The sequence below is a fragment of the Parabacteroides sp. B2-S-102 genome, from assembly GCF_023656665.1.
Taxonomy (GTDB): Bacteria; Bacteroidota; Bacteroidia; order Bacteroidales; family Tannerellaceae; genus Parabacteroides; species Parabacteroides distasonis.
Genome location: NZ_JAMOKM010000009.1, coordinates 1 through 24,236 on the forward strand (window position 1 = coordinate 1; position 24,236 = coordinate 24,236).

Genomic DNA, 24,236 nt, shown 5'->3' on the forward strand with positions numbered 1-24,236 from the left:
TTAGTCCTATCTGAACTCAATCCATCTTAATGTCTTTTATCAAGAATAAGGAAGTTGAACGAATAAATATAAGAATATGGAAATAAAGACGATAATCTCAAGTATCTGCTTGTTACTGCTGGCGGTCTCGTGCTCAATGGATGATGATGCGCTGAGGGATATAGAGAAAGGACATTCGGGGAGTGCTGTGATAGAGGAGGGAGAGGTTGCCCTTTCTATGAAAGTTTCTCTTTTTTCTTTGGAGACAAAATCCTTGTCTGGCGTAGGGACATTGCCTGCTTCCATGGACGAGGCAAAGATTAATAATTGTACATTGATTTTTTTTGAGGGTGGGCAAGTCAATTCGATAATGGAAGGGCTGTTTGTAAATAGCGAGAATTATATCGTTAAAAAGAAAAACGGCACGGAAGATGACTGGGCAAAAGTAATCGTGAAAGTGAAAAAGCCTAGCCCTTACTCCGTAATGGTAATCGCTAATAGCTCTAAATCGTTTGCGGGTTGTCAATCGGAAAGTGATATAAACGATATAATACAGGATAATAAGGATGCTTTAGTTAAAGTAGGGAAAATGAATATCAATTTTGATTCCAACTTTGCCGGTTATGCGACAATTAGGGAAGCATTGGAAAAACCTTTAGAAGTTGGTCCAGTCCCTCTTTCTCAGCTAACCGCTCGTATAGAACTTGCGGAATTTAATGTTTCTGGTTTTCAAGGAGCATCTGTTCAAGAGAAGATTACTGTTACAGGAGTGGATCTGTTGAACTTGAATCCTGAGAGTTATACGACAAATGAGCAAACTCATAAAAATGCGACTTATTTGCAGGAGAATAAGACGTGTAATGTGGAGGTATATGATGGAGTATCGGAGCTTCCGTCAACTTATTCTTTTGTAGAGAATAAAAATGTATTGTCTTTTTACTCGTTCCGGAATCTGGCGGCGGCAGAAAGTGATCAAGTGAAAATACAAGTCCGGTTTAAGGTCGGAAATAGCGAGGAAAGAACGACAAGGCAGTTTGTGATCAATAAGGAGGGGAATATTTTGCATGGTGTAAAATCCGGATATGTTTATCGCTTGGTTGTCAATATGACTATTATTGGAGATAAGGTCGAGACAGAACTACTTTGCTATACAAGAGATTGGTTGAATAATACCATATCCATTCCTATGGAAGATAATTAAGGTGTAAACGGGTAAAATAAAAATACAAGATTATGAAAATAAGGAATATATTATCAGTGCTGTTTGTCGGACTGCTTTTCACGAGCTGTAACTCGGAAGAAGAAGTTCAGCGAGGAAATGAGGACGGGCGGGATATCTCATTCTCTATGACTCTTACTTTGGGAGAAGTGACAGCGATGACGAAAGCTGGAGGGGATATCGCTGAAGGGTATACATATTCGACGGAGGATGAGGTAAAAGTGAATAATGTTGTGGTCGCTATATTTAATGAGGCGAATGGAACTGTGGGTGAGTGCTTGGAGTACAAGTCTGTAGCGTTTGACGGGGGAATTTCCAATTCTACCGTAACGATTGATGGAAAAACATTGATTGCTTATAAAATTGATAATATACAAGCAAAGACAGGTAAGGTTCGTATCGTAGCGATTGCGAATTCAACGCATTATGAGGACTTGGCTAGATTGGAAACGACTACTTATGAGAACCTGAAAGGTTTGTCGGAAACCGTTTCAGGTGGAACTTTTGATGCTTCAAATTTGGTAAAGGTCGGGGAGTTGGCTGCGTATGACCTAAATACGGCTGTGACAAGTATATCTGTTCCGATGACACAATTAGCGGCACGCATCGATATGAAGTTTACGGTAGATGAAGAGCCGGAGACTGTGTCTACAACAGCTGATACAAAAGTAACCAACCAGTGGTTCTATACTGTAACTAAACTTACGGTCAAGAATATCAATCAGAAATCAGATTTAATATTGCTTGGTCGAGATAATCAATATGATGATGCTTTCTCTACGGCAAAGGATATTACATTGCAAAATGGCGTTGCGTTACCTTTTTATACCTATGAGAAGTTGAACACAACGTTAACCCCATTGTCTATATATGTAACGGTTGATTTACAAAAGATACAGGTCACTACTACCTTTAATGAGGATATGACTATTCAAAATGTAACAAAGGGAAGTATTATAGAGGAAGAGAAAGATCATTCTTATAAATATGAGGATTTTAATCCTACGACAGAGCTTGAAGGATGTACGACAAATGGTATCATACATGGTAATAGATATGAGCTTACAGGTAAAATATCCATGAAGACACAACGAATCAACTTTACGGTATCTACAACACCGTGGGAAGGCGTGGAAAAGTTTGTCGTGGATGTGGTTATCGCTGATTTGAAGTATTTGTTCGTGAGGGAGACTAAGGTGGTGATGGCGAATATCACTGAGTATAAGATTGAGTTTGCTTCTAGCTCGAATATTACGATTGATCAACCATCTTATGCGACTTATGAAAAGTATGAGTTAAAAGGAAATGTTATTACTAAAGGTACAGGATACTATGATAATAGAGATAAGCAGTATCCGTCTATAATAGGAGATTTAGGAAAGAGTGGATATATCAAAATTACGAGTAAATTACCAGAGAATTATTTCCCAAAGCAATTTGTTTTTGGAGTTCATAATGCAGAGGGTTTGAAAGTATTAGGAATTGCAGTGGATCAGTATCCTCCTCAATATCTGACAGGAGTTGTTTCTGGGGGAACTAATACACCCGCCAGTCCGACGGGTAGTACTAATCCCAATTTGTTTACTGTAACGACTATTGCTCCGGGAACATTAGTTATTGGCGATCCTTATGATAAAATTACAGGACTAACAAAAAATGATATGTTGTCCAATGAATTGGTTTCGCCAAGATTTGTAGTTGCATCTCGATATGGAACGGTGTCTGGTGGTAGTTATAACTATGATAAAGCAGTTAAACGTTGTGAGGTGTATGAAGAGCATTATACGGATGAAAGAGGTGTTTATCATTCTTATGAAGCAGGAACGTGGCGATTACCTACTTTGGCAGAATTGGAATTTATGTATACGATACAGAATTCAGATCAAGTAGTAAATTATTTATACAATACGGGGGGGCAGTATTGGAGTGCTAGAAAATATTGGTGTTATTATTTTGGAGCCAAGGGTACAGGTTACAGATATGAAACAACAAATAGCACTAATAGCAATAGATTTGTTCGCTGTGTACATGATCTTTACTGATTTTATGAACCTTTAATATTAGGTAATTATGATAAAAAAAATATATGGCTTGTTTTCTGTATTGCTGTTGCTCGCTTCATGTGCGACAGAGGAAATAGAACAAATAGAAATTCAACCGACAGATGGATCAATGGTTTCTCTTTCATTCTCTGTAGATGCTCCGAATGCTCTTGAGATTACGAAAGCGACCGGGGATGTGGAGAAAGGTGTTGAGTCCTTATATCTATATACATTTAATGAGGATGGAGAGTTTATCTCTCCAGTTGTAGAGGCTGTTGTTTCTGGCAATGGATATACGGCTTCTATCTCAAAAGAGACCCGTACCATCCATTTTGTCGCCAATGATGGAACGTTAACCCCTTCCCTAGAAAGCGGAATGGCCTCGTTAGTGACAGATAAGCAAATCTTTTGGGGAAAGAGAACTTTTAGTGATATTCCTGCGAAAAATATAAGCAATAGTCTGGAAGCTGCTGGTAGTAACAATGTTGAACTACTACGAAACTGGGCTAAAATAACGCTGAATCTCTCATCGGAGGCAGCTGAGAAATTGGAAAATGTTTCTTATCTTATTTATAATGAATCGCAGTTGGCATCTATCGGGTATAAAGATGAGGGAAAGTTGAATATTCCAAATCAAGATTTTTATGCGCCACAGAATGAGCCAGAGGATGGTAAATATGCAAAGCTGGGTAAATCTGTGTATACTTTTGAACATTATAATCAAGATAAGAAAGCGACTTTTGTTATTATTAAGGCGCAATTTGATGGTAGCAAGACCTATACATATTATAAGATTGATCTTGCCGTAAAGGATGAGAATGATAAGGTAACTCGTGTTTATGATGTCGTTCGTAATTATGCCTTTAATATAACGGTCAAGAGCGTTTCCAGAAAAGGAGCTACGTGGGCTGAGGTTATAGATGAAAATGTGATAGCGGATAATAATATCACGGCCTCGGCTATTATGGAAAAGTACCCGAATATAACTTATGATGGTGAGGCCTTGAATGTTACAAAGACGACATTCGTTTTTACGGGGGCTTCTAACACATTGTCGATGACTGCGACATATGCGGGAGCAGGGCAGTTGAGTGTGGTTCCGGATGAGGGAATGTCGGATGTCGTAGAAGGAAACTTAAGTTATCCTTCTTGGATACCTTCTGGCAATCAGACGATAACGATTACAGCCAATATAAAGCCGGCTCCTGGCTCCGGTGAGAAGATAGCGTATTTCTACGTGGTAGGAGGTAATTTGCAGCGTAAGATTAAATTGGTCTTACGTCCCCCTTATAACTTTATCAATCCGAGATTTGAAAATGTAAAAGCTGGTGCCGGAACAAATGTGATTAATGGAGGCCTGAAACAAGATGTTTATCTGAAATTCTCGATACCGGAAGATATTGATGAATCATTATTCCCTATTGAGTATAAGATATATACTAAAAAACTATATGCGGTAGAACCCGGTGTTCGTTTGGAAACAACAGGAGCGAAGGATTGGTGTTATGTATATACGGATCAAGTCTTTAGCAAAGATGAGAAGGTTATCCATTTTAAGACGAATACGGCTAATGAAGGAGAAGGTATGGGGGATAATGACAAAGTGTTTTTAAAGGCAGATCTGTTTAATGCGTTTAGTGCTTTAACTTATTCACGAAAAGCTCCAACAACCATATCTCCTACTATTGCTGGAAATGTTACAGGGGGAAGCAGTTCTTGGAATGGATATACTGTTCGCTATAAAATAAATAATATAGGTTCGGAGAATTCTTTTAAATGTGGAAGTGGGGGGGCTTACTCTATTGCGTTGAAGAATGTTTTGTCTACAGATGTTGTTTATTTTTATTATTCAGGAAATAGCTATTGGTCTTGTCAGAAGTCCGTAAGCCACTTGATAGAGGATGGTAATATAGTGATGAGTAGATAATTAAGTACAATCAGGGTTCCCATCCATCATGTGAATGACGGATGCGGGGAGCGTGCAGCACACAATGGATTGAATTTGTTTTACACGTAGGCTGCACCTCCTCCCCGGCCCTTTACCTCATATAGCATTCGTGCTTTATCGATGCCATTCATTCCGTAAGAAGATGGGCGGCGTCGCTTTCTTCATTTGCCGATGACGTTAACTTACTTGCCCCATGCAGTTAACTTGCTTTGGTCTGATATCAAAGGTTCTTGTGTAAAAAATTGCGCAACCCTTTGTTTATTAAAAAAAAGGCTCTATCTTTGCAGCCCGAATAAGTATGCGAATAATAATAAATAATATAGAAAGATGAAAAGAACATTCCAACCTTCCAACAGAAAAAGAAAGAACAAGCATGGCTTCCGTTCAAGAATGGCTACCGCTAATGGCCGTAGAGTATTAGCTTCTCGTCGTGCTAAAGGCAGAGCTAAATTAACGGTATCTGACGAATACAACGGATAATTAGTCACGTTCTAAAGATTTATAAAGAAAGTAGAGGTTTTTTCCTAAAAAGCCTTTACTTTCTTTGTTTTTGTAGTATTGCTCTGGTGGATATTGGTCTATATGCCGTTTTTTTTCTACTTTTGAACCGCCTACAAATACATACGTGAAATGAGTAACTTTTTTGTAAAACTGATAAAGAATCCGTTTGTCATCAATCTCTTGTTGGTGATAGTCGTGTCGTGCGGCGTTGTTTATGGCGTGCTGGCGTGGCTGGATTCTTATACCCGCCATAATCAAGCGGTGGTCGTTCCGGACGTGAAAGGAATGAAGCTAGAGGACGCCGCCGAGTTTTTCGGGAATAATAAGCTACGCTATAACGTGATCGATTCCGTATTCTCGAAAGATGTGGCTCCGGGCTCCATCGTGGAGTTGGTTCCCGGTGTCGGATCGAAGGTGAAAGAGGGGCGGATCGTCTTTGTTACGATTAACGCGTTGACCTCCCAGATGGCCGTGATACCGGAGGTGGAAGACTTATCTTTCCGTCAGGCGTATGCCTTGCTGCGGGCCCGTGGCTTCTCGTCGGTCGAGATAGAGTATGTGCCGGGCGATTATAAAGATTTGGCGATGGGGGTGGAGTTAAACGGGCGTACCTTGCCCAAAGGGGAACATGTACCGTTGACCGCTCATCTGGTATTGAAAGTAAGCAGTGGCGATCCGAATATGCTTCCCGACTCATTGGCTTTGGATAGTATTCCGGTAGAACCATTGGATAGTGATATAGAAAACTGGTTTTAAGGGAATGGACGAGTTTTTGGACGATATGGATGATGAACAGGTAGACGACCTGTTGATGCCGGAAGAAGACGAAACATCGTCGAGCCAGATGTATGAGCATTTCCGCTTCGTAGCGGACAAGGGGCAATCCCTGCTCCGGGTGGATAAGTTCTTGGTAGACCGTATGATGGGCGCTACCCGTAACCGCATCCAATTGGCGGCTGAGGCGGGTTGTATCTTGGTGAACGATAAGCCGGTGAAAAGTAATTACCGGGTGAAACCTTTGGATGTGGTTTCTATCGTGATGGATCGCCCACGCCGGGAACTGGAGATTATTCCCGAAGATATCCCTTTGAATATAGTATATGAGGACGATGATTTGCTGGTGGTGAATAAGCCGGCAGGCTTGGTCGTACATCCCGGTCACGGTAATTATACCGGTACGTTGGTGAATGCCTTGGCTTATTATTTGAAGGATGATCCCTATTATGATCCTTCCGATCCTCGTTTAGGCTTGGTACACCGTATCGATAAGGATACGTCGGGCTTATTGGTGGTGGCTAAACGCCCGGAGGCCAAGAGTAACCTAAGCCTGCAGTTCTTCAACAAGACAACCAAACGTAAATACCGTGCCTTGGTATGGGGCATCGTTCAAGAGGATGAGGGGCGTATCGAGGGAAATATCGGCCGTGATCCTCGTGACCGTATGCAAATGACCGTCTTCCCGGAAGGCGATCAAGGCAAGACTGCCGTCACCCATTACACCGTATTGGAACGCTTGGGCTACGTGAGCTTGGTGGAGTGCCGTCTGGAGACGGGGCGCACGCACCAGATCCGTGTACATATGAAATATATCGGTCATACGCTTTTCAACGATGAGCGGTATGGCGGACATGATATCTTGAAAGGAACAACTTTTACTAAATATAAACAGTTCGTGCAAAACTGTTTCGCTATTTGTCCACGTCAGGCCTTGCATGCTAAGACGTTGGGGTTCGTTCATCCTACTACGGGAGAGGAGATGTTTTTCGATTCCGAGATTCCTTCCGATATGCAGCAGCTGATCGACAGATGGCGTGTATACGCGAACACTAAAGAATTATAAAAATGAAAAAGAACATCGCTATCGTAGCAGGGGGAGATTCCTCCGAGATCGTTATTTCATTAAAAAGTGCGGACGGAATCTACTCTTTTATTGATAAAGACAAATATAATTTATATATTGCCATCGTTAAGAGGGATGAGTGGGCGGTTATACTTCCTAGCGGGGAACATACACCAATTGATAAGAATGATTTTAGCTTCAAGGAGAATGGCGTGGCGAAGCATTTTGACTTCGCTTATATAACGATACACGGTACTCCGGGCGAGGACGGACGTTTACAAGGATATTTCGATATGATCGGTATGCCTTACTCGTCTTGCGGGATGCTGGTGAGCGTTTTGACATTCAATAAATACGTATGCAATCATTACTTGAAAGACTTTGGTGTAAAAATTGCCGCATCCATTCATTTATTCAAGGGAGAGACTATTACGGACGAAGAAGTCGTGACTCGTTTGGGTTTGCCTATTTTCGTGAAACCAAACGATGGGGGTAGTAGTTTTGGCGTGACGAAGGTGAAAGAGGTCTCCGCTATCCAGCCCGCTATCGCTAAGGCGTTTGGGGAAGGACGTGAGGTGATTCTCGAGCGCTTTATCGATGGAACGGAAGTGACATGCGGTTGCTATAAGGTGGAGGGTAAAGAGGTTGTCTTCCCTTTGACCGAGGTGGTTACGAATAACGAATTCTTCGATTTCGACGCGAAGTATAACGGACAGGTGGACGAGATCACTCCGGCCCGTATCTCCACCGAGTTGACGGAGTTGATACAGCGCGAGACATCAAGGATCTACGATATATTGGGCGCCAAAGGACTGATTCGTGTGGATTATATTATTCCGGCAGACGGGGAGCCTGTCTTACTGGAAATAAACACGACACCGGGAATGACGGCTACCAGCTTTATCCCACAGCAAGTACGTGCGGCGGGATTGGATATAAAGGATGTCATGACAGACATTATTGAAGACGAACTCAAAAACAGAAAAACAAAATGAATAGATATGGATACAGAAACAGTTTCCCCTAATTTCGACGACATCCGTCCGCTGAACAACAGTGAGGTGAAGGACGCGATTGAAAAATTGGTCGCCAATGAGGATTTCGAGCGGGCTTTACGTTACATAAAGCCGAATTTGAATTGGGAGGAATTCTCAGTTGCCATGCGTGCTTGCAAGACGAAGGAGGAGTTTAAATCTACTCTGGCCTATGACGCTGTAATGACGGTGGCGAAAAATACTACTTTCTCGCTTACTATCTCAGGGCGTAGCCGTCTGCCGAAAGATAAGGCGGCCTGTACGTTTATCTCGAACCATAGGGATATCGTATTGGATGCCTCCTTCTTGAACGTCATGTTATATGATGTGGGGTATGGTATGACGCAGGTCGCTATCGGCGACAATCTTTTAATCCGTCCGTGGATCGAGACGTTGGTGCGCTTGAATAACAGCTTTATCGTGAAGCGTGGCGTTTCTGTTCGTCAGATGTTGGAGGTCAGCAAGACGCTTTCCGCCTATATCCATCATGCGATCAAGAATGTGAACGAGTCTGTATGGATCGCCCAGCGTGAGGGACGTGCTAAGGATTCGGACGATCGTACGCAGGGCAGCGTATTAAAAATGTTGAGTATCGGCGGTGATAAGGATAATCTGTTGTTGAATTTGATGGACTTGAATATCGTACCGGTCGCTATCTCCTACGAGTTTGATCCTTGCGATTTCTTGAAGGCGAAAGAATTCCAGATGAAGCGGGATGATCCGGATTACGTGAAATGTCAGCGGGATGATTTGTTGAGCATGGAAACGGGTATCCTGAATAATAAGGGTCGTGTCCACTTCACGATCACTTCCCCGATCAATGATTCCTTGGCTAAACTGGACAAGGATATGGAGAAGAATGAGCTGGTAAGCGCTATCGCGTCCGTTATCGACCGGGAGATCTATAAGAACTATCGTTTCTATCCGTGCAATTACGTGGCGTATGACTTACTGAACGGCACTCGTCGTTTCCAAGAACATTATGGTCCGAAGGATAAGAAGCAATTCGAGGAATACTTGCAAGGACAATTGGATAAGATCGTCCTTCCGAACAAGGATGAGGCGTTCTTACGTAAGAAGATCTTAGAGATGTACTCCAATCCGCTGAAAAATTATCTGACAACTTTATAAGCGGCCTTTATCGGCTATGCGTAGCGGTTCGTACTTGATCCGCCCTTGATCCCCTCTTTCCGGCGAGCATGCCACCTTCGGGTGGCAGCCGCCGGAAAGGAGGGATTATCTTTTTTGCAAGAATTCGTCCAAGGATTCCTCTTTCTGCAATCCAAGTTTCTTGCGGATACGGCTGCGTCCGGAGTTGACGCTGGGACGGGAGATGCCCAAGGCCAACGAGATCTCGTCCGTGCTCTGCTTCAGGTAGATCAGCATGCAGAGCAGTTCGTCGGATTTGGTCAGTTCCGGGAAGTCCTTACGCAAGCCGGGCAGGAAGCGAGGGTACAGGGCGGCGAAGGATTGGCGGAACCGCAACTCGTCCTCGCCGCTCAGCAAGGAGGGGTTGAGCTTCTGGCGTACGCTGTCGATCACCTCGTTATGGGCGGCTTGCTCCAGCTCGGCGCTCAGTCGCTCATTGTGGCGGTTCAGTTCTTGTTGGGTAGCGAGGAGATTATCCAGTCGTTGACGCTGGATCTCCCGCTCACGTTGGTGAAGCCGGCGACGTTGGAGTGCGTAGACAATGATCCCGGTCAGCAGGCAAATGGCTAGGATCAGGATGACACGCGTATAAACGAGCGAACGTTCCTTCAAGGCCACTTCGGCGGATAAGGCCCGATTCTCCTGCTCCTTCCGTCCGGTCTCGTAGCGTACGTTGGCACCAATGGCGTACCGCTGCTTCTCCGCCAGTTGCAACGAGTCGTGTATCTCCTTGTATTCCGGGTAGATCTCGGCCATCTTGTCTCCCTTCTTCTGTTCGGCGTAAAGGTTGAGCAAATGCCGTCCGGTCCAATCCATCATATCGTTCGCCTCGTATTTCTTGTAGAGAGCGTAGGCCTCTTCCATCAGGGGGAAGCCTTTTTCCGGCTTTCCGTCGCGTACGAGGCAGGCCCCCAGCATGAATTTGAAAAGATCTTGATACCCCGCGGAGATCGCTTCTTCCTCTTCTATCAATTCCTTGTACCCTTCGAGGGCGGCAGGGATAGAGTCGGGCACATATTCGTAGTAATAATTGTAAAGTATGTTTTTGGCGGCGAGGACATAGGCGTTCTCTTTCATCTCCTCCCCTCTCTTTAAGGCCTGCCGTGCGTAATATAAGGTAGAGTCGTGCTGTTCCAGCTCCCAGAAAATCCCGGCTTTCATCCGGTAGAGGTCGCTGATGGTAAAACTATCCAACTGGAGGGAGTAGTCGATGGAGCGTGAGATGGCCTCCATAGCCTTGTCGTACAATCCGAGGTCGCTATAGGTGGAGGAGAGGTCGGCGAAGGTGTAGACGAAGCCCCGGTTGAGCTTCTCGGGGTGGGCTACGCACCAGTCCATGGCTTCCTGTATGACTTCCACCTCTTTTTCCCGCATTCCCTTGCGGCGGTAATAATGGCCGAGGGTAGAGAGCAGGTCGGCCGGATCGTCGGCGGCATCGGGGTGGAGGCGATAGACGGCGAGGGCCCTTTCTTGCGTACGGATCGCGTCCGAGGGGTCGCGGCGGAATTTATAGAGCGTGTTGGCCGCGGCCTGGGCGATACGGATCTCCAGCCACGGGTCGTCGGAAGGGGGAAGGGCGGCGAGGCTGTCGGCGAGGCGCAAGGCCTCCTCCCGGTTGTCGCGGTCGTTGAGCTTCTGGAATATCTCCTCGGTACCGGGCGGTAGCTGCCGGGAGAGGGGGCCGTCCGTAGGAGGCGTGTCGTGCCGGCAAGCGAGGGTGGCTAGCGAGAGGAGGGTGGCTAGCAGGAAATGCGTGATGTCTCTCATCTGCGTATGATTTTTCGGTTTCCCGCAAATATACGCCGTTTTTCTTGTAAAATAGCCTGTTTCGGGGTGTAAATCGATTGAATCATCTATTGGTTTTTTATCCGTCCGAAGGCCCGGCGGCGTACCTTTGACTTGTTCGTACCACCGGTGCCTCGAGCGGCGCGTCAATTAAATTGATGATCGCATTTCGCACGGATAAGGCCGTTGTTGAGGACTTGTTGAGTGGATTGATCAAAAAAGAATTCGTCATATAAGAACAGGAATCGTTTTCTTTGAGAAACAAAAACGAAGTAGCAATGGAAGGGTCATACTTACCGATTTTGATGCTGTGCGCGATGCTGGCGTTCCTCCTCTGCGGGGGCGGTTGGGTGTTCGCGTGGAAGCATCTGCGCCGGCGAATCGACGAGCGGTTCGACGTACTGTCGGAACACTTGGAGCGTCACGCCGCCGAGTGCCCGATACGGAAGGAGTTCCTGCTCGCCTCCTGCCTTCCCAACGATCCGGAGCGGAAGGGGAACGAGGCGTTCCACCGATCGTTCCGGGCGTCGTACCCGGGCTTCCTGCCGACGCTTAGGGAGCGGGTGCCGGGGATCACGCCGGCGGAGGAGACGCTTTGCATGCTGATCAAGATGAACCTGAGCAACCGGGAGATCGCCGACAAGATGTCTATCTCCATCGGAAGCTTGCATACCACCCGCTACCGGCTGAAGCAGAAGATGCCGCCGGAGGGCGCCAAGGGCATGGACGAATGGGTACGGGCGATCGAATAGGGTCATGGGGAGGCGAACTTCCCACATTATTATATAGAGTTACACCTTTATCTAAAAAAAAATCATTATGCGAACAAAATCTTTGTTTTTAGGTCTCTTGACGCTGGTGGCGTCGGCTTTCCTCGCGGGATGTTCCGACGACGACACGGAAGTGTACGTCCCCCAGCGTGTGGCGGAGTTCAACCTCTCCGACGAGTCGGGCGGCAACCGGCTGTTCATCATCCATCCGTGGGAGGGCGAGATCGCCATCCCGGTGCATGATGACCGTATCCGCGACTTCGAGTTCAGCGGCAAGTATTTCGACTGGGAGATGAGGCAGGGGGCCGAGAGCCGCTTCCTCGTGCTCAACCTCAAGAAGGAGGTGGAGCTGAAGCCTTTCCTCGAGAAGGTCGCCCTGCGGGGGATCGCCAGCAAGTCGGGGGAGGCGGCGACGGACACGCTCTTCCTCGTGTCGCAGCCCAAGCTGGAAAGCTCCGTGGCGGATGACGCCCCGAGCTATATGCACAACGTGGGCAAGACGGTGAACGCGTCGGGCGATATCTTCGCCACCCCCAAGGAGCCTTTCCTCGATTTCGACCTGATATACGGCACGAAGGCCTTCGTGAAGACCCCCCAATCCGAGTCGTGGGGACGGGAACGCTCCGGCGTGGACTACGAGGAGCTGGTGGACAACATGTGGCAGGAGCTCGGCATCTCGGTGAGCGGCCTCGGCTTCACGAACCAAGGCGCTCCCACGCCTACGAGATCGAAACTCTTCTCCGGCTCCTTCAACGAGCGGTTCCAGCATAACCGGACCTCGTCCAACCGCTTCGAGTATCACGTGGACGTGCATGTCAAGCCGATGGTGGAGCTGCACATGGCCACCGCCATCTATACCACCGACAACGATCCCGACGTCTTCCTGCCCTACCTCACCGCGACCGCCCAGTTCTTGCTGAACGTGAGCCATGACGACCTCTACAAGCGATACCCCAACACCAAGGAGGGCATCTACGACCTATACGACACCTACGGCACCCACGTGCTGGTGGGCGGTGTCTTCGGCGGGAGCTATACCTATATCTATAGCCGGAAGGAGAACATGTATTACGACGAGACGGTGCTCGCCGCCGAGGCGGAGCTTTCCGCCAAGTCGGCCTCGCCGGCGGGAGAGAACGAGAACTGGCTCCAGACCTACTACCGCGTGATGGGTACGCACGGCGGAAAGATCGGCGCTGGGGGAGGATATACGAAGTCGGAGCTGAACGAGCATATGTCCGAGGAGAGCATCATGATCATCACCGGCGGAAACGCCTCCGTGGACTTCGAGAGCTGGGACAACTCCATCGCCGACGAGAACAGCAACCTCCACCTCGTGCGCTACGGGCCGAAGGGCGATTCCACCAACTGCTTCATGATCCCTCTCTATTACCTGACGAAGGACTCCGCGCGGAAAAATGCGCTGAAGGAGCACCTGAACGCCTACGTGGAGGAGCATTCGAAGCTGGAGAAGGAACCGAAGCTGATCGTGGCCGACTTCATGATGCGTACCGGCAAGGACGATCACGGGGATCCCGCCGGGCAACGCGTCTTCACCGGGCCGGACGGCAAGAAGCGAATCTACAGCCCGCTGGTGCTCAACACCAAGGGGCCGGACAAGTCGCAGATCGGCAAGATGCTCGACACCTCGGCCCACCAATACCTCGACGTGGGGGATTACGCCGACCAGCTCTGGTGGGTGGCCTTCGATTTCGAGGGCGAGTGCCGGCCCATCTACCACATGCGCTTCATGAAGGAGGACGACGCCCGCCAGCACGGTTTCGAGCCGCGCGGACAGGACGCCGAGTCGGGCATGGAATGGGAGGCGATCGACAACCATTTCGTCTCCTTGCGCTTCACGACCGACGATACCCATAAGGAGCCTATCACCGGCGTCGGCATCGCCCGCAAGGGGAAGAGCGACGATAAGTATTACGTCATCGCCACCTCGCCCGGCACCGACATGACGCTCCCTTACTCCATCGACACGCAATTCCCGGCCTATTGGGGAAGCGTGGAGTATAAGTCGAAGGAGGAGAACCCGCCCTACCGCTTCGGGGTAGACCAGGAGGACGACCTCAACGAGGGCGACAGCTGGTTCGGCAGGAACAAGGCGACCAACCATAAGCAATGGATCTTCCCGGTCTACACCACCAAGGACTTGGAATGGCCCATCCGCTTCACGAAGGCGACGGACTAGCGAAACGCCTCGGAAACGATCCCCACGGCCGTAGCGGTCCCTCCCGAGGCCTCCGGAGCGATGCCGACAGCCGTAGCGATCCCTCCCGAGGCCTCCGGAGCGATGCCGACAGCCGTAGCGACTCCTCCCGAGGCCTCCGGAGGGATGCCGACGACCGTAGCGACTCCTCCCGAGGCCTCCGGAGGGATGCCGACGACCGTAGCGGCCCTTTCCGAGGCCTCGGGAGCGATCCCGACGACCGTAGGCGCCGCTCGAGAGAAAAATCACTGATTACCCTAGGGCTTGCCCTAGGTCTATAAGATACCTCGCGTCTGCGGACAAGAGGAAAGTATTAACGAAAAAACAACAAACAGTATGAGTTTAGCGAAACAAATCGGATCGGTAGCGAAGACCGCGCTGAGCAACGCCGGCCACATGAACATGAACAACGAGATCTACGCCCGTATCTTGGATACGACCGTGACCGCCCTCCATCTGGAGGCCCTCGCGCTGGGCTACAAGGAATGCCTCGACCGGGAGGCGGAGTGCGTGAACCGTGTCACCAAGAGCGCGTCTACCGCCCAGATGGAGGCGAAAGACGAGGAGCGGGACAAGATCCTCCAGTTCATCTATTCCATGAACGGCTCCTATAAGGTATGCCCCGACGAGACCCTGCGAGCCCCCGCCCTGCTGGTGGACAGCGTGCTGAGGGCCTACGACAAGATCTACGCCAAGGCCTACGCCGAGGAGACCGCCCTGATCGACGGCCTGCTGCTCGACCTCGCCAAGGCCGACGTGGCGGAAGCCCTCAAGACCCTCCGCCTCGACACCTACGTCGCCCAGTTGAAATCCTTGAACGATGCCTACAAGGCTCTCGACACCACTCGCACCGACGAGTATGCCGCCCGCGTGAAGACCGATACCACCAAGGCACGCAAGGCGACCGACGAGACCCTCGACCTCATCATCCAGCGGGTCAACGCCTATGCCGTGCTCGAGCCTACCGAGGCCATCAACGCCTTCATCGACACCGTGAACCAGATCTTCCGCAAGTATAAGAACCTCATCGCCGCCAAGGGAGGCCCCACCAGCCCCTCCAAGCCCGACGACAAGCCTTATCCCACGCCCGACCCTACGCCCGACCCCGAGAACCCCGGCGGCGATAGCGAGAGCCCGGATGAGATCTGATCCGGACAAATTTTCAAACACTTAAAAACGAATTCATATGAACGAATTTTATCTTTCTAGAAAGATATCCGCGCGGCTCACCCTCCGGGCCGCCGCGCGGATGTTCTGTATCCTGGCGCTGGCCCTCTGGGGGCCGGCAATGGCAGGAGCGCAAGCGCAGACACAGTCGCTTGACGTGGCTAATATTTCTGATAAACTAACCCTCACCTATAAACTGAAAGCCGCCGGCTCGACCGATTACGCTTGGTTTTACAAGGTCGGGACGAATGGCACCGACACCGAGTTCTCCGGTACGCTGACGGGCTCGGAAGAGAAAACCAATTGCCCCGTCATCACCATTAAAAGCGAGAAGGAAACCACTTCCCCGAATTATGATGATTGTGCCAAACTCATATTGAATGGAATAAAGCTGACTGCTGTTACTGATTCCGATTTGTTTGTAATAGGGGAGAAAACTAAGCCGCTCTGTATCCAGGCAACAGGTGAGTCTACCCTGAAATGTAAAGCGACTGAAACTAATAAGAGTCAATTTCGTGTAATTAAGAACGATGATGGAGGTATCCTACTTCTGGATGGTGGAGATGCTGGATTGAATATCGTTGGGGATGGAGGTGGAATATATTTGCGCTCTGGTGGAGCAACTATAAGTGGCATCCTCAAAGGCAAAATAAATGTCACAGCGGATAATCCCATAGCGAATGACCATTATGCTATAACGGCAGATAATAACTCTTCTTTATATGTGGCCGAAGATGCGAAAATAATGGCTTCTGCGGGAAAAAAAGCAATTCTTGACAATAGTGATTCGCGTGTGTATTCCTCCTTCCTTCAATGGAGGTTTGAGGTCGCCCCGGAGAGCGGCAAGAGGCTGGAAATAAAAAATGCCAACGGCAACTCGTTTGATCCTGCTATCCAATTCACCACCGACGGCAAAAATAGGTGTTTCGCTATCAACGTCGTGAAGGGCACCGGCTACACCGTTTGGCTAGACGATAATCTACTCATGGACGAGAAGAAAACAACCGTCTTTACGGAGACGGGGAATAAATTATTCACCTCCGAAGGAATGCAATTTCCTGCGGACTGGTCCGTCTACGGTGAGACAGCCCATGTCGGCACGGATGGCATCGATGTCTCCGTCTCCGGCACAACCTACACCGTCAAGACCCCCCGCGGCCTCGCGTGGATCGCTTGGGTGACGAATAATGGGAAGACAACCGCCAATACTACCACCAATATCACCAATACCGGTGATGCTTACTATCCTGCCAATGCAGGCTTTAAGGACTGCACGGTTAAGCTTGCCAACGATATCTCGCTGGCTACGCCTACCAAGGGCGTTGCCGCTGGTTTCGTGAATAATTGGGTACCGATAGGGACTTATGGTAATAGATTTCAAGGCACTTTCGACGGGAATGGCAAGACCATTACCGGAATGGCGATCGAATCAACTTCGGTAAACTATATCGGTCTTTTTGGGTATTTGGATGGAGCGACCGTGCAGGATCTGACGATGGCAGATGAAGGAACTCCCCCAGCAATTAATTTGAAGACTTCCACTTCCACTGATTCAGGCGCAGGCGATAACTACTATCTTGGCAGTGTCGCAGGCTGGGTGAAGAGTGGAAAAATCATCAATTGCCATAATAAATGTGCGGTCAGTTTCTCTGTGTCTGGCAAGGCTGGAAATGTCGGTGGATTTGCCGGTCTTATAGATGAAAACTCGGTGCTAAGCGCTTGTTCAAACAGTGGAGCTATCACTGTCAGTGGATCAACGGTTATGGGGGCTGGAATCGTAGGGGTAAGTGTCAAGTCTTCTATTGCTTCCTGCTTCAACACGGGTGATGTCAGTGCTATTGGTAATACTTCTACCGCCTATGCGGGCGGTATCGTAGGCGACAGTGATCCTAATGGTAGTAGCAGTAATCCGAGTCATATATCGTACTGCTATTCAACAGGGAAAATAACCGCTAAAGCAAGCTCGGCAAGTACTTCCGGCGGTATTGTTGGAGGTGCTCAACATGTGGTTCTTAAATCTTGTTTTGCCACGGGCACTGTTTCCGCTGAATCATCAAGCAGCAGCAACGCTGCTTATGCTGGCGGTATCATCGGGTGGATTTGGGACGGTAAAATTACCGTAGAGGATTGCCTCGCCTTAAATACCGAAGGAGTGAAAGCTATCGGAAGCGTCTCTGAAAAACATGCCGGTCGTATTGCCGGAAATAATATAGGTAATGATAATGGTACAGTTCCCCTTTCCAACAACTACGCCAGCACCAAGATCAAGTTGACGGTAGGAAATACCACTGCTGCCCCGACCACCGACATCGCCGCCGACGCGATAAACGGTGCCAACACCTACCTCGACGATGTCGCCACTGATATCGCCGGTTGGACAGGCGAGGGTAAAGCCTTTACCGCCATCGGCACCACCTCGAGCGGCAAGCTCCCGCTACTGAAAGTCATCACCAACTATGATGCCGACGGACTGCCGACCACTTACGAGGAAGGTTCTTTCATTCCCGGCCAGCCCGACAACTTGACCTCTTCCACCTATCTGGCTTCCCTTGATCCGCTGTCTTTGTCTAACGGAGACACTGATCTCATCACCCTCTCTCGCTCCGACAACAAATGGAGCTATACAAAGGGAGAAAGCGGAACGCCGGCCCGCTTCAACGGCATAATCAAGATGGATGCTTCGTCCGTATCCTCCAACAAGCTCATGGTCGCCACCGTCACCGGCAACCCGACGCTGACGTTCGAGCAAGTGACAATCAACGCGACCGGCGGCGCTGCCTTGACCGTCAACGAAGGTTGCGAGCTGACAATTGCGTCGAATGCCGATTCGAAGCTCAGCGCATCCGGTGCCTCTACCTTGATCAATAAAGGTACCTTGAGGCTGTCGGGCGACTTCCGTATCGAAAACACCGGCTCGTCCGAGACGGATTACTGCCTCGATAACTCCGGCACCTTCAGCGTGCTTGATCCGGGCAAGACCCCTGCCATTTTCCATTGCGCCCATACCGCTATCCATAACACCGGCACCCTTACCAACGCTTGGATGGAATGTCGGTTCACGGCTGAGGCGGGACAGTCTGGCGCTAAAATAGCCTTTGCGCCGCTTGACGGCTCATCCCAGTCCATCGATGCGATGCGCTACGACAAGACCTTAGCCGCGATCGTTACGGCCGGCAAGACCTACCAACTCTGGGCGGTAGCGACCGCTGATGCCCGTACCCGGCAGAAGGGCTCTGATAGCGAAGGAACGGTGATCACGCGCTTCCCCGCTCCCGCAGCCGATGGCGCGGTAGCGGTCTTTACGGATGTGAACGACTTGAAGACGGTCGAGATCTCCGGCAATCAGGATTTCTCGGCCGGCTGCGCGAATGAGGATGTTCTCGTCAAATCGGACGGCGTGCTTACCGTCAATGCCGAGAATGCCGCCGTCCTCAACCTGACTCTGGAGGAAGGCGCGCGGGTCGTGACGATGACGGAGCTGAAGGTGTCCGATACCTTCGCTACCACCCGCTCGCTGGGCAACCAATGGACGGCCTTCGGTAGCCCGGTCGCCTTGAAAGCCTCCGTGGGGGATGCCGGAATCCTTTACGCCGCCACCGGCTACACCGGTACGGGTGCCGCCGACCAAGGTTGGAAGGACCTTTCCGGCACGACCGCCGACGGCACGAAAGCCGCCGACCTTGCCGCCGATAGCCCCTACCTGCTTGCCGCCGAGACAGCCGATACGAAGGTAGCCTTCACCGCTACCGCTTCCGCCGGCTCGCCGATCAAGATACCGGCCACGACTCCGGTCACTTTAGGCGATGCCCTCGCGAACGGCGTGTTCCTCTTCCAAGCGAACCCGAACCTCGCCGACCTCACGCTCAGCGGTATCTACGTGCTCAACGCCGAGGGTACCCGCTTCGACCTCCACGAGTCGGCCTATACGCTGAAGCCTTTCGAGGCGTATATCACCGCCAATGCCGTCACCCGCTCGCGGCTTCGTAGCGTGGGCGCCGCCGATGGTTCCGTGGTGACCGCCAACGAGATCGTCGCCGCTACCGCCGCCCTCCGTGTCTGGGCCACCGACGGGGCGCTGCACGTCTACTCCGGGGAAGCCGCCGCGCTTACCGTGGTACGCTCCGACGGACGTGTCGTCTACGCCGCCTCTATCGCCCCCGGCGATACCCGCTTGGCCTTGCCTTCCGGTATTTACATGGTTCGAATCAATAACATCACTTATAAAATAGCGCTTTGATATGAAACGATATATTAGTTTATGGCTCGTATGCCTGCTGGCGGTCTTCTCAATGACCGCCCGGGCGCAGGAAGGGATCGAGACGAAGGCCCGTCCCGACTTTCCCGCCCTTCCTTTCACGCTGACCTACTCGGCTACGGCTCCGGAAGGCGCTGCCTTCTTCTCGCTCTCGGCGGACGGCAAGCAGCTCCTCGCTTCCTCGACCGTACATGCCGGCACGCAGGTGACGCTCACGACCGCCCCCGCCGCCGGCTACCGAATGGTTTTCGGCTACCCGATGGTCTGCCGCACGGATGCGCCCGCCACTACGGTGACGGTTACGGCGGTCTCCGGCAGTGCTAACACCTACACCTTCACCATGCCCGCCTACCCGGCCACGGTAGAGGTGCTGTACGAGAAGATCCCGTACGCCGTCACCTTCGCCACCCCCGAGAACGGTACGCTGGCCTTGGATACCATCGGTACCAAGCTAACTACCGGTGCCGAGCTTATTCCCGGCAAGCAGGTGACGATCACCGTCTCCCCCACCGACGGCTACCAAATGGTTTCCGGCTACCCGAAGGCCTACCGCACGGATGCGTCCGGCACTAAGGTAACGCTTACGGCAGTCTCCGGCCGCGATAACACCTACACCTTCACCATGCCCGGCTATCCGGTCACGGTAGAGGCGAAGTACGAGAAGATCCCGCGCCCCGTCACCTTCACCGCCCCCGAGCACGGTACGCTGGCCTTGAAAGCCAACGGTGCCGAGCTAACCTCCGGTGCCAAGCTCGCCCCCGGCACGGAGGTGACGATTACCGCCGTTCCCGCCGAAGGCTACCAAATGGTTTCCGGCTGTCCGAAGGCCCGCGTCACGGATTCGGACTTCTATGGAGTAAGGGTAACACCGGTTGAGGGCAGCGCTAACACCTACACCTTCACGATGCCCGTTGACTTCCAGATCGCGGGAATCACGGTAGAGGTGAAGTACGAGAAGATCCCACGCCCCATCACCTTCACCGCCCCCGATCCCAAGCAGGGCACGCTGGACTTGGCTGTCGATGCTAACCCGGTTGCCTCCGGTGACAAGCTCGCCCCCGACACGACGGTGACGGTTATCGTCGTTCCCGCCGAAGGCTACCAAATGGTTTCCGGCTATCCGAAGGCCTACCGCACGGATGCGCCCGCCACTGCGGTAACGCTTACGCCGCTCTCCGACAACTATAACGTCTACACCTTCACCATGCCGGACTATGCGGTCACGGTAGAGATGCGGTACGAGAAGATCCCGTACGCTGTCTCATTCGCTACCCCCGAGCATGGTAAGCTGGCCTTGGATACCGCTGGTATCCCGCTTGCCTTCGGTGCCGAGCTCGCCCCCGACACGCGGGTGACGCTTGCCGCCACTCCCGATGCAGGCTACCAAATGGTATTCGGCTCCTTGAAGGTCTCCGGAAGTGAAGCCAAGACTGTCCCGTTGCAGAAAGAGGCCGATGGCACGACCTACTTCTTGATGCCGGCCAGCGAGGTGAATGTTGAGGTGGAATTTGAGGAGGTCCCCAAGGCTCAATCCTCGGAAGCCCGTTTGAGTTCCCTCTCGTATCAGGTAGGAACTGGGGAGGCGAAACCGATCCCCGGCTTCCTCGCCTCTACGATGGCATATAAAGTGATACTTCCAAACACGACCTCGCAACCGGCTACCCTCACCTTATCCGGCCAGCTGGCCGATGCGAAGGCTAAATTGCTCGTGAATGGATCGTCAGTTACCGTACAACCGACAGGATCGTTCACGGCTACCGTACCGACAGGATCGGCCGCTACCTTGGTCGTTACCGCCGAGGATGGACAGACCAAGCGCACGTATGAGGTGGAATTTGAGGTAGCTCCCCAGTCGGTATGTTACGTCACGATCGAACAGCCGGCAGGCGGCACGATCTCCGTTTCCTATGAAAAAGAGGACAAGGAAGTGGTCGTGAAATCCGGCGATGCCGTACCCGTTGGTACCGTTGGTACCGTGTTGAGCTTGGCACATACGGCCTTGCCAAATTACAAGTTCAGTGGTTACAAAGTGAATAATGGTTCCCCGTCAACATCCGGGAATATTACCGTCTCCGGTACCGACGACTTGACGATAACCGCTACCTTTACGCCGGAATCTACCGTAACCCCGGAAGAGATCGCTGCGATCGGTACGCCAGCCGTTCCCAAGGAAAAGGAAGGGCAGGTGGAAACGTATGATCCACAGGCCCCGATCGTGATCATCCCCGATGCCGTATCCCTGCCATCGGATACGGAACTCTCCAGCCTCCGCTTGGTGAAGGAAGATATAGAAGACCCGGAGAAAAAGGCTGAGATTGAAAAGAAAGCGGAAGATGCCGCCAAAGCTGCGGGTATCGATGATGCCCCGAAGATCGTGATGGAAGTGACCTTGGTTAAGGTGACGACCACGATTTCCGGCGAGGAAACCACAACCGCCGTAACCCCTGTGCAACCCTCCGATACCGTGACGGTACGTATCCCGTATCCAGAAGGCGTAAGACAAGACCTACATGATATCGTGATTATCCACCTCCGCTCGGACGGCGAGGTAGACGTGTATTCCGAGGCTAAGGACAACTTGAAATTGGAGAAGGACTATATGGAGATCTCCGTTTCCAGCTTCAGCCCGTTCGTGGTAAGCTATACGGCCAAATCTGAGCAGGTGGATCCCGATTATCCCGACACGCCCGACACCCCGGATACCCCGACATCGAACGCCTCGGTAGAGGGAGGCATGGCGGTTTGGACCTCTGCCAACGCCCTCCATATCCGTGCGGATCGTTCGGCTGAGGCATGGGTTGTCGGCCTGTCGGGTGCCAGCCGTGCCCGGTTCGCGGTCGTTCCCGGCGAGACGAGATACGCCCTTCCCGCGGGAGTCTATCTTGTCCGGATAGCCGACCAGACCTATAAGGTACGGATACGGAACTAAATGTTGTTTGTCTAATGTGCGAGGGATGCCCTTGTTTCTCCTTGGGGAGAGCGGGGCATCCCTTCTTTTTTGTGGATATGTTTCTTAACATACCTACCCGTAATCAATTGGTTAGCCGCAAATGCTTATCTTTGAGCTATCCCGATGTAAACGCTTACGATATGTCAGTCATTTAAACTCAATTATAGTATGAAACCGGAAGATTACATTACCAGAGAGGAGAAGTATGGTGCCCACAACTATCATCCCCTGCCGGTCGTTCTCAGAAGAGGCGAAGGCGTGTTCGTGTGGGACGTGGAAGGAAAACGTTATTTTGATTTCTTGTCCGGCTATTCTGCCTTGAGCCAAGGACATTGCCATCCTAAGATCGTGAAGGCCCTGATGGAGCAGGCGGAGAAGCTTACGCTCGTATCCCGTGCCTTTCATGCGGATATACTGGGTGAGTACATGGAATTTACCTGTAAGTTCTTCGGATATGACAAGCTCTTGCCGATGAATACGGGAGCCGAGGCGGTGGAGACGGCCTTGAAGCTTTGCCGCCGGTGGGGATACCGCCGGAAAGGGGTCGCCCCGGAGCGTGCGAAGATCGTGGTTTGTAGCGAGAATTTCCACGGACGTACGATCACGATTATCTCTATGAGTACCGACCCTAGTTCCTACGCCGATTTCGGTCCTTATACGCCCGGGTTTATAAAGATACCCTATAATCATGTAGATGCGTTGGCCGAGGCCTTGAAAGATCCCGATGTAGTAGGCTTCTTGGTGGAACCGATCCAAGGTGAGGCCGGGGTCGTGGTGCCCGACGATGGTTATCTGCGGACTTGCTATGATCTTTGCCATCAGCATAATGTGTTGTTTATCGCGGATGAGATACAGACAGGTATCGGTCGTACCGGTAAGCTATTGGCTTGCGATTACGAGGGGATTCGCCCGGATATCTTGATCTTGGGAAAGGCCTTGTCCGGTGGGGTCAGTCCGGTCTCGGCGGTATTGGCGGATGATGAGATCATGCTAACGATCGCTCCGGGAGAGCACGGTTCTACCTACGGGGGCAATCCATTGGCGGCGAAGGTAGCTATCGCCGCCTTGGAGGTGGTACGCGACGAGTGTCTCTCGGAGAACGCTTTCAAGATGGGTGAATTGTTCCGTAGCGAGATTGAGAAGATCGATAATCCGATGATTAAGAAAGTACGGGGTAAAGGCTTGCTGAACGCTGTCGTGACGGAACCTAAAGATGGGAAGACGGCTTGGGATATCTGTCTGGCGTTGAAGGAAAATGGCTTGATAGCTAAGCCTACCCACGATCATATCATCCGCTTCACGCCTCCTTTGGTGATTACTGAGGAGCAAATGATGGAAGCTATTGGTATCATACGAGATACATTTGCTAAATTCTAAGG

Annotated in this window: 16 protein-coding genes; 15 read left to right on the forward strand and 1 reads right to left on the reverse strand. The window is 50.9% G+C overall.

Features of this window, described 5'->3' with window-relative positions; all coding sequences use genetic code 11:
• The first annotated feature begins 76 nt into the window (after window positions 1-76).
• The 8 genes from NBH07_RS12660 to NBH07_RS12695 all read left to right on the forward strand — a co-directional run bounded on the left by NBH07_RS12660 (window position 77) and on the right by NBH07_RS12695 (window position 9,694).
• A complete protein-coding gene (locus tag NBH07_RS12660) occupies window positions 77-1,180 on the forward strand; it encodes a hypothetical protein (RefSeq protein WP_008773954.1) in 1,104 nt (367 codons plus the stop codon).
• A gap of 32 nt (window positions 1,181-1,212) precedes the next feature.
• Window positions 1,213-3,240 carry a fimbrial protein gene (locus NBH07_RS12665; protein WP_009018412.1) on the forward strand — a complete coding sequence of 676 codons (2,028 nt, stop codon included), beginning with the start codon at window positions 1,213-1,215 and terminating at the stop codon, window positions 3,238-3,240.
• Window positions 3,241-3,268: 28 nt separating this feature from the next.
• Window positions 3,269-5,167 (forward strand): FimE-like fimbrial tip protein, encoded by a 1,899-nt coding sequence (locus tag NBH07_RS12670; RefSeq protein WP_009018411.1) that lies wholly within the window; start codon window positions 3,269-3,271, stop codon window positions 5,165-5,167.
• Window positions 5,168-5,515: 348 nt separating this feature from the next.
• Complete coding sequence (gene rpmH / locus NBH07_RS12675) at window positions 5,516-5,668, forward strand: 50S ribosomal protein L34 (protein ID WP_005633099.1); 153 nt, start codon at window positions 5,516-5,518, stop codon at window positions 5,666-5,668.
• A 150-nt stretch (window positions 5,669-5,818) separates the two neighbouring features.
• Window positions 5,819-6,445, forward strand: coding sequence for a PASTA domain-containing protein (locus NBH07_RS12680; RefSeq protein WP_009018410.1), 627 nt, complete (start codon window positions 5,819-5,821; stop codon window positions 6,443-6,445).
• 4 nt (window positions 6,446-6,449) lie between these two features.
• Window positions 6,450-7,529: an RluA family pseudouridine synthase gene (locus NBH07_RS12685; RefSeq protein ID WP_005861030.1), complete on the forward strand. Its 1,080-nt coding sequence runs from the start codon at window positions 6,450-6,452 to the stop codon at window positions 7,527-7,529.
• A gap of 2 nt (window positions 7,530-7,531) precedes the next feature.
• Window positions 7,532-8,524 (forward strand): D-alanine--D-alanine ligase, encoded by a 993-nt coding sequence (locus NBH07_RS12690; protein ID WP_250833521.1) that lies wholly within the window; start codon window positions 7,532-7,534, stop codon window positions 8,522-8,524.
• A gap of 6 nt (window positions 8,525-8,530) precedes the next feature.
• Window positions 8,531-9,694 carry a 1-acyl-sn-glycerol-3-phosphate acyltransferase gene (locus NBH07_RS12695; RefSeq protein WP_009018407.1) on the forward strand — a complete coding sequence of 388 codons (1,164 nt, stop codon included), beginning with the start codon at window positions 8,531-8,533 and terminating at the stop codon, window positions 9,692-9,694.
• Window positions 9,695-9,799: 105 nt separating this feature from the next.
• Here the strand turns inward: NBH07_RS12695 and NBH07_RS12700 are convergent, their stop codons facing one another.
• Window positions 9,800-11,647, reverse strand: coding sequence for a tetratricopeptide repeat protein (locus NBH07_RS12700; protein WP_232284152.1), 1,848 nt, complete (start codon window positions 11,645-11,647; stop codon window positions 9,800-9,802).
• A 128-nt stretch (window positions 11,648-11,775) separates the two neighbouring features.
• Here NBH07_RS12700 and NBH07_RS12705 point away from each other — a divergent pair, with 128 nt between their 5' ends.
• From NBH07_RS12705 to rocD, 7 genes are all read left to right on the forward strand, one after another.
• Window positions 11,776-12,249 carry a helix-turn-helix transcriptional regulator gene (locus tag NBH07_RS12705; RefSeq protein WP_009018405.1) on the forward strand — a complete coding sequence of 158 codons (474 nt, stop codon included), beginning with the start codon at window positions 11,776-11,778 and terminating at the stop codon, window positions 12,247-12,249.
• A gap of 67 nt (window positions 12,250-12,316) precedes the next feature.
• On the forward strand, window positions 12,317-14,467 hold the full coding sequence (locus NBH07_RS12710; protein WP_039848963.1) for an MAC/perforin domain-containing protein: 2,151 nt from the start codon (window positions 12,317-12,319) through the stop codon (window positions 14,465-14,467).
• 60 nt (window positions 14,468-14,527) lie between these two features.
• Window positions 14,528-14,737, forward strand: coding sequence for a hypothetical protein (locus NBH07_RS12715; RefSeq protein ID WP_250833522.1), 210 nt, complete (start codon window positions 14,528-14,530; stop codon window positions 14,735-14,737).
• A gap of 84 nt (window positions 14,738-14,821) precedes the next feature.
• Complete coding sequence (locus NBH07_RS12720) at window positions 14,822-15,634, forward strand: DUF6261 family protein (protein WP_009018403.1); 813 nt, start codon at window positions 14,822-14,824, stop codon at window positions 15,632-15,634.
• A 37-nt stretch (window positions 15,635-15,671) separates the two neighbouring features.
• A complete protein-coding gene (locus NBH07_RS12725; RefSeq protein WP_156682453.1) occupies window positions 15,672-19,889 on the forward strand; it encodes an autotransporter outer membrane beta-barrel domain-containing protein in 4,218 nt (1,405 codons plus the stop codon).
• A gap of 1 nt (window position 19,890) precedes the next feature.
• Entirely contained in the window at window positions 19,891-22,836 is a 2,946-nt protein-coding gene (locus NBH07_RS12730; RefSeq protein ID WP_229045802.1) for an InlB B-repeat-containing protein, read from the forward strand.
• Window positions 22,837-23,025: 189 nt separating this feature from the next.
• Complete coding sequence (gene rocD, locus NBH07_RS12735) at window positions 23,026-24,234, forward strand: ornithine--oxo-acid transaminase (RefSeq protein ID WP_009018399.1); 1,209 nt, start codon at window positions 23,026-23,028, stop codon at window positions 24,232-24,234.
• Window positions 24,235-24,236 lie beyond the last annotated feature (2 nt).

Bases quoted from the DNA above. Each gene is read 5' to 3' on its own strand.
- NBH07_RS12725 (WP_156682453.1), top strand. From the start codon at position 15,672: ATGAACGAATTTTATCTTTCTAGAAAGATATCCGCGCGGCTCACCCTC.
- NBH07_RS12720 (WP_009018403.1), top strand. From the start codon at position 14,822: ATGAGTTTAGCGAAACAAATCGGATCGGTAGCGAAGACCGCGCTGAGC.
- NBH07_RS12670 (WP_009018411.1), top strand. From the start codon at position 3,269: ATGATAAAAAAAATATATGGCTTGTTTTCTGTATTGCTGTTGCTCGCT.
- NBH07_RS12730 (WP_229045802.1), top strand. From the start codon at position 19,891: ATGAAACGATATATTAGTTTATGGCTCGTATGCCTGCTGGCGGTCTTC.
- rpmH (WP_005633099.1), top strand. From the start codon at position 5,516: ATGAAAAGAACATTCCAACCTTCCAACAGAAAAAGAAAGAACAAGCAT.
- NBH07_RS12685 (WP_005861030.1), top strand. From the start codon at position 6,450: ATGGACGAGTTTTTGGACGATATGGATGATGAACAGGTAGACGACCTG.
- NBH07_RS12710 (WP_039848963.1), top strand. From the start codon at position 12,317: ATGCGAACAAAATCTTTGTTTTTAGGTCTCTTGACGCTGGTGGCGTCG.
- NBH07_RS12705 (WP_009018405.1), top strand. From the start codon at position 11,776: ATGGAAGGGTCATACTTACCGATTTTGATGCTGTGCGCGATGCTGGCG.
- rocD (WP_009018399.1), top strand. From the start codon at position 23,026: ATGAAACCGGAAGATTACATTACCAGAGAGGAGAAGTATGGTGCCCAC.
- NBH07_RS12665 (WP_009018412.1), top strand. From the start codon at position 1,213: ATGAAAATAAGGAATATATTATCAGTGCTGTTTGTCGGACTGCTTTTC.
- NBH07_RS12660 (WP_008773954.1), top strand. From the start codon at position 77: ATGGAAATAAAGACGATAATCTCAAGTATCTGCTTGTTACTGCTGGCG.
- NBH07_RS12680 (WP_009018410.1), top strand. From the start codon at position 5,819: ATGAGTAACTTTTTTGTAAAACTGATAAAGAATCCGTTTGTCATCAAT.
- NBH07_RS12695 (WP_009018407.1), top strand. From the start codon at position 8,531: ATGGATACAGAAACAGTTTCCCCTAATTTCGACGACATCCGTCCGCTG.
- NBH07_RS12715 (WP_250833522.1), top strand. From the start codon at position 14,528: ATGCCGACAGCCGTAGCGATCCCTCCCGAGGCCTCCGGAGCGATGCCG.
- NBH07_RS12690 (WP_250833521.1), top strand. From the start codon at position 7,532: ATGAAAAAGAACATCGCTATCGTAGCAGGGGGAGATTCCTCCGAGATC.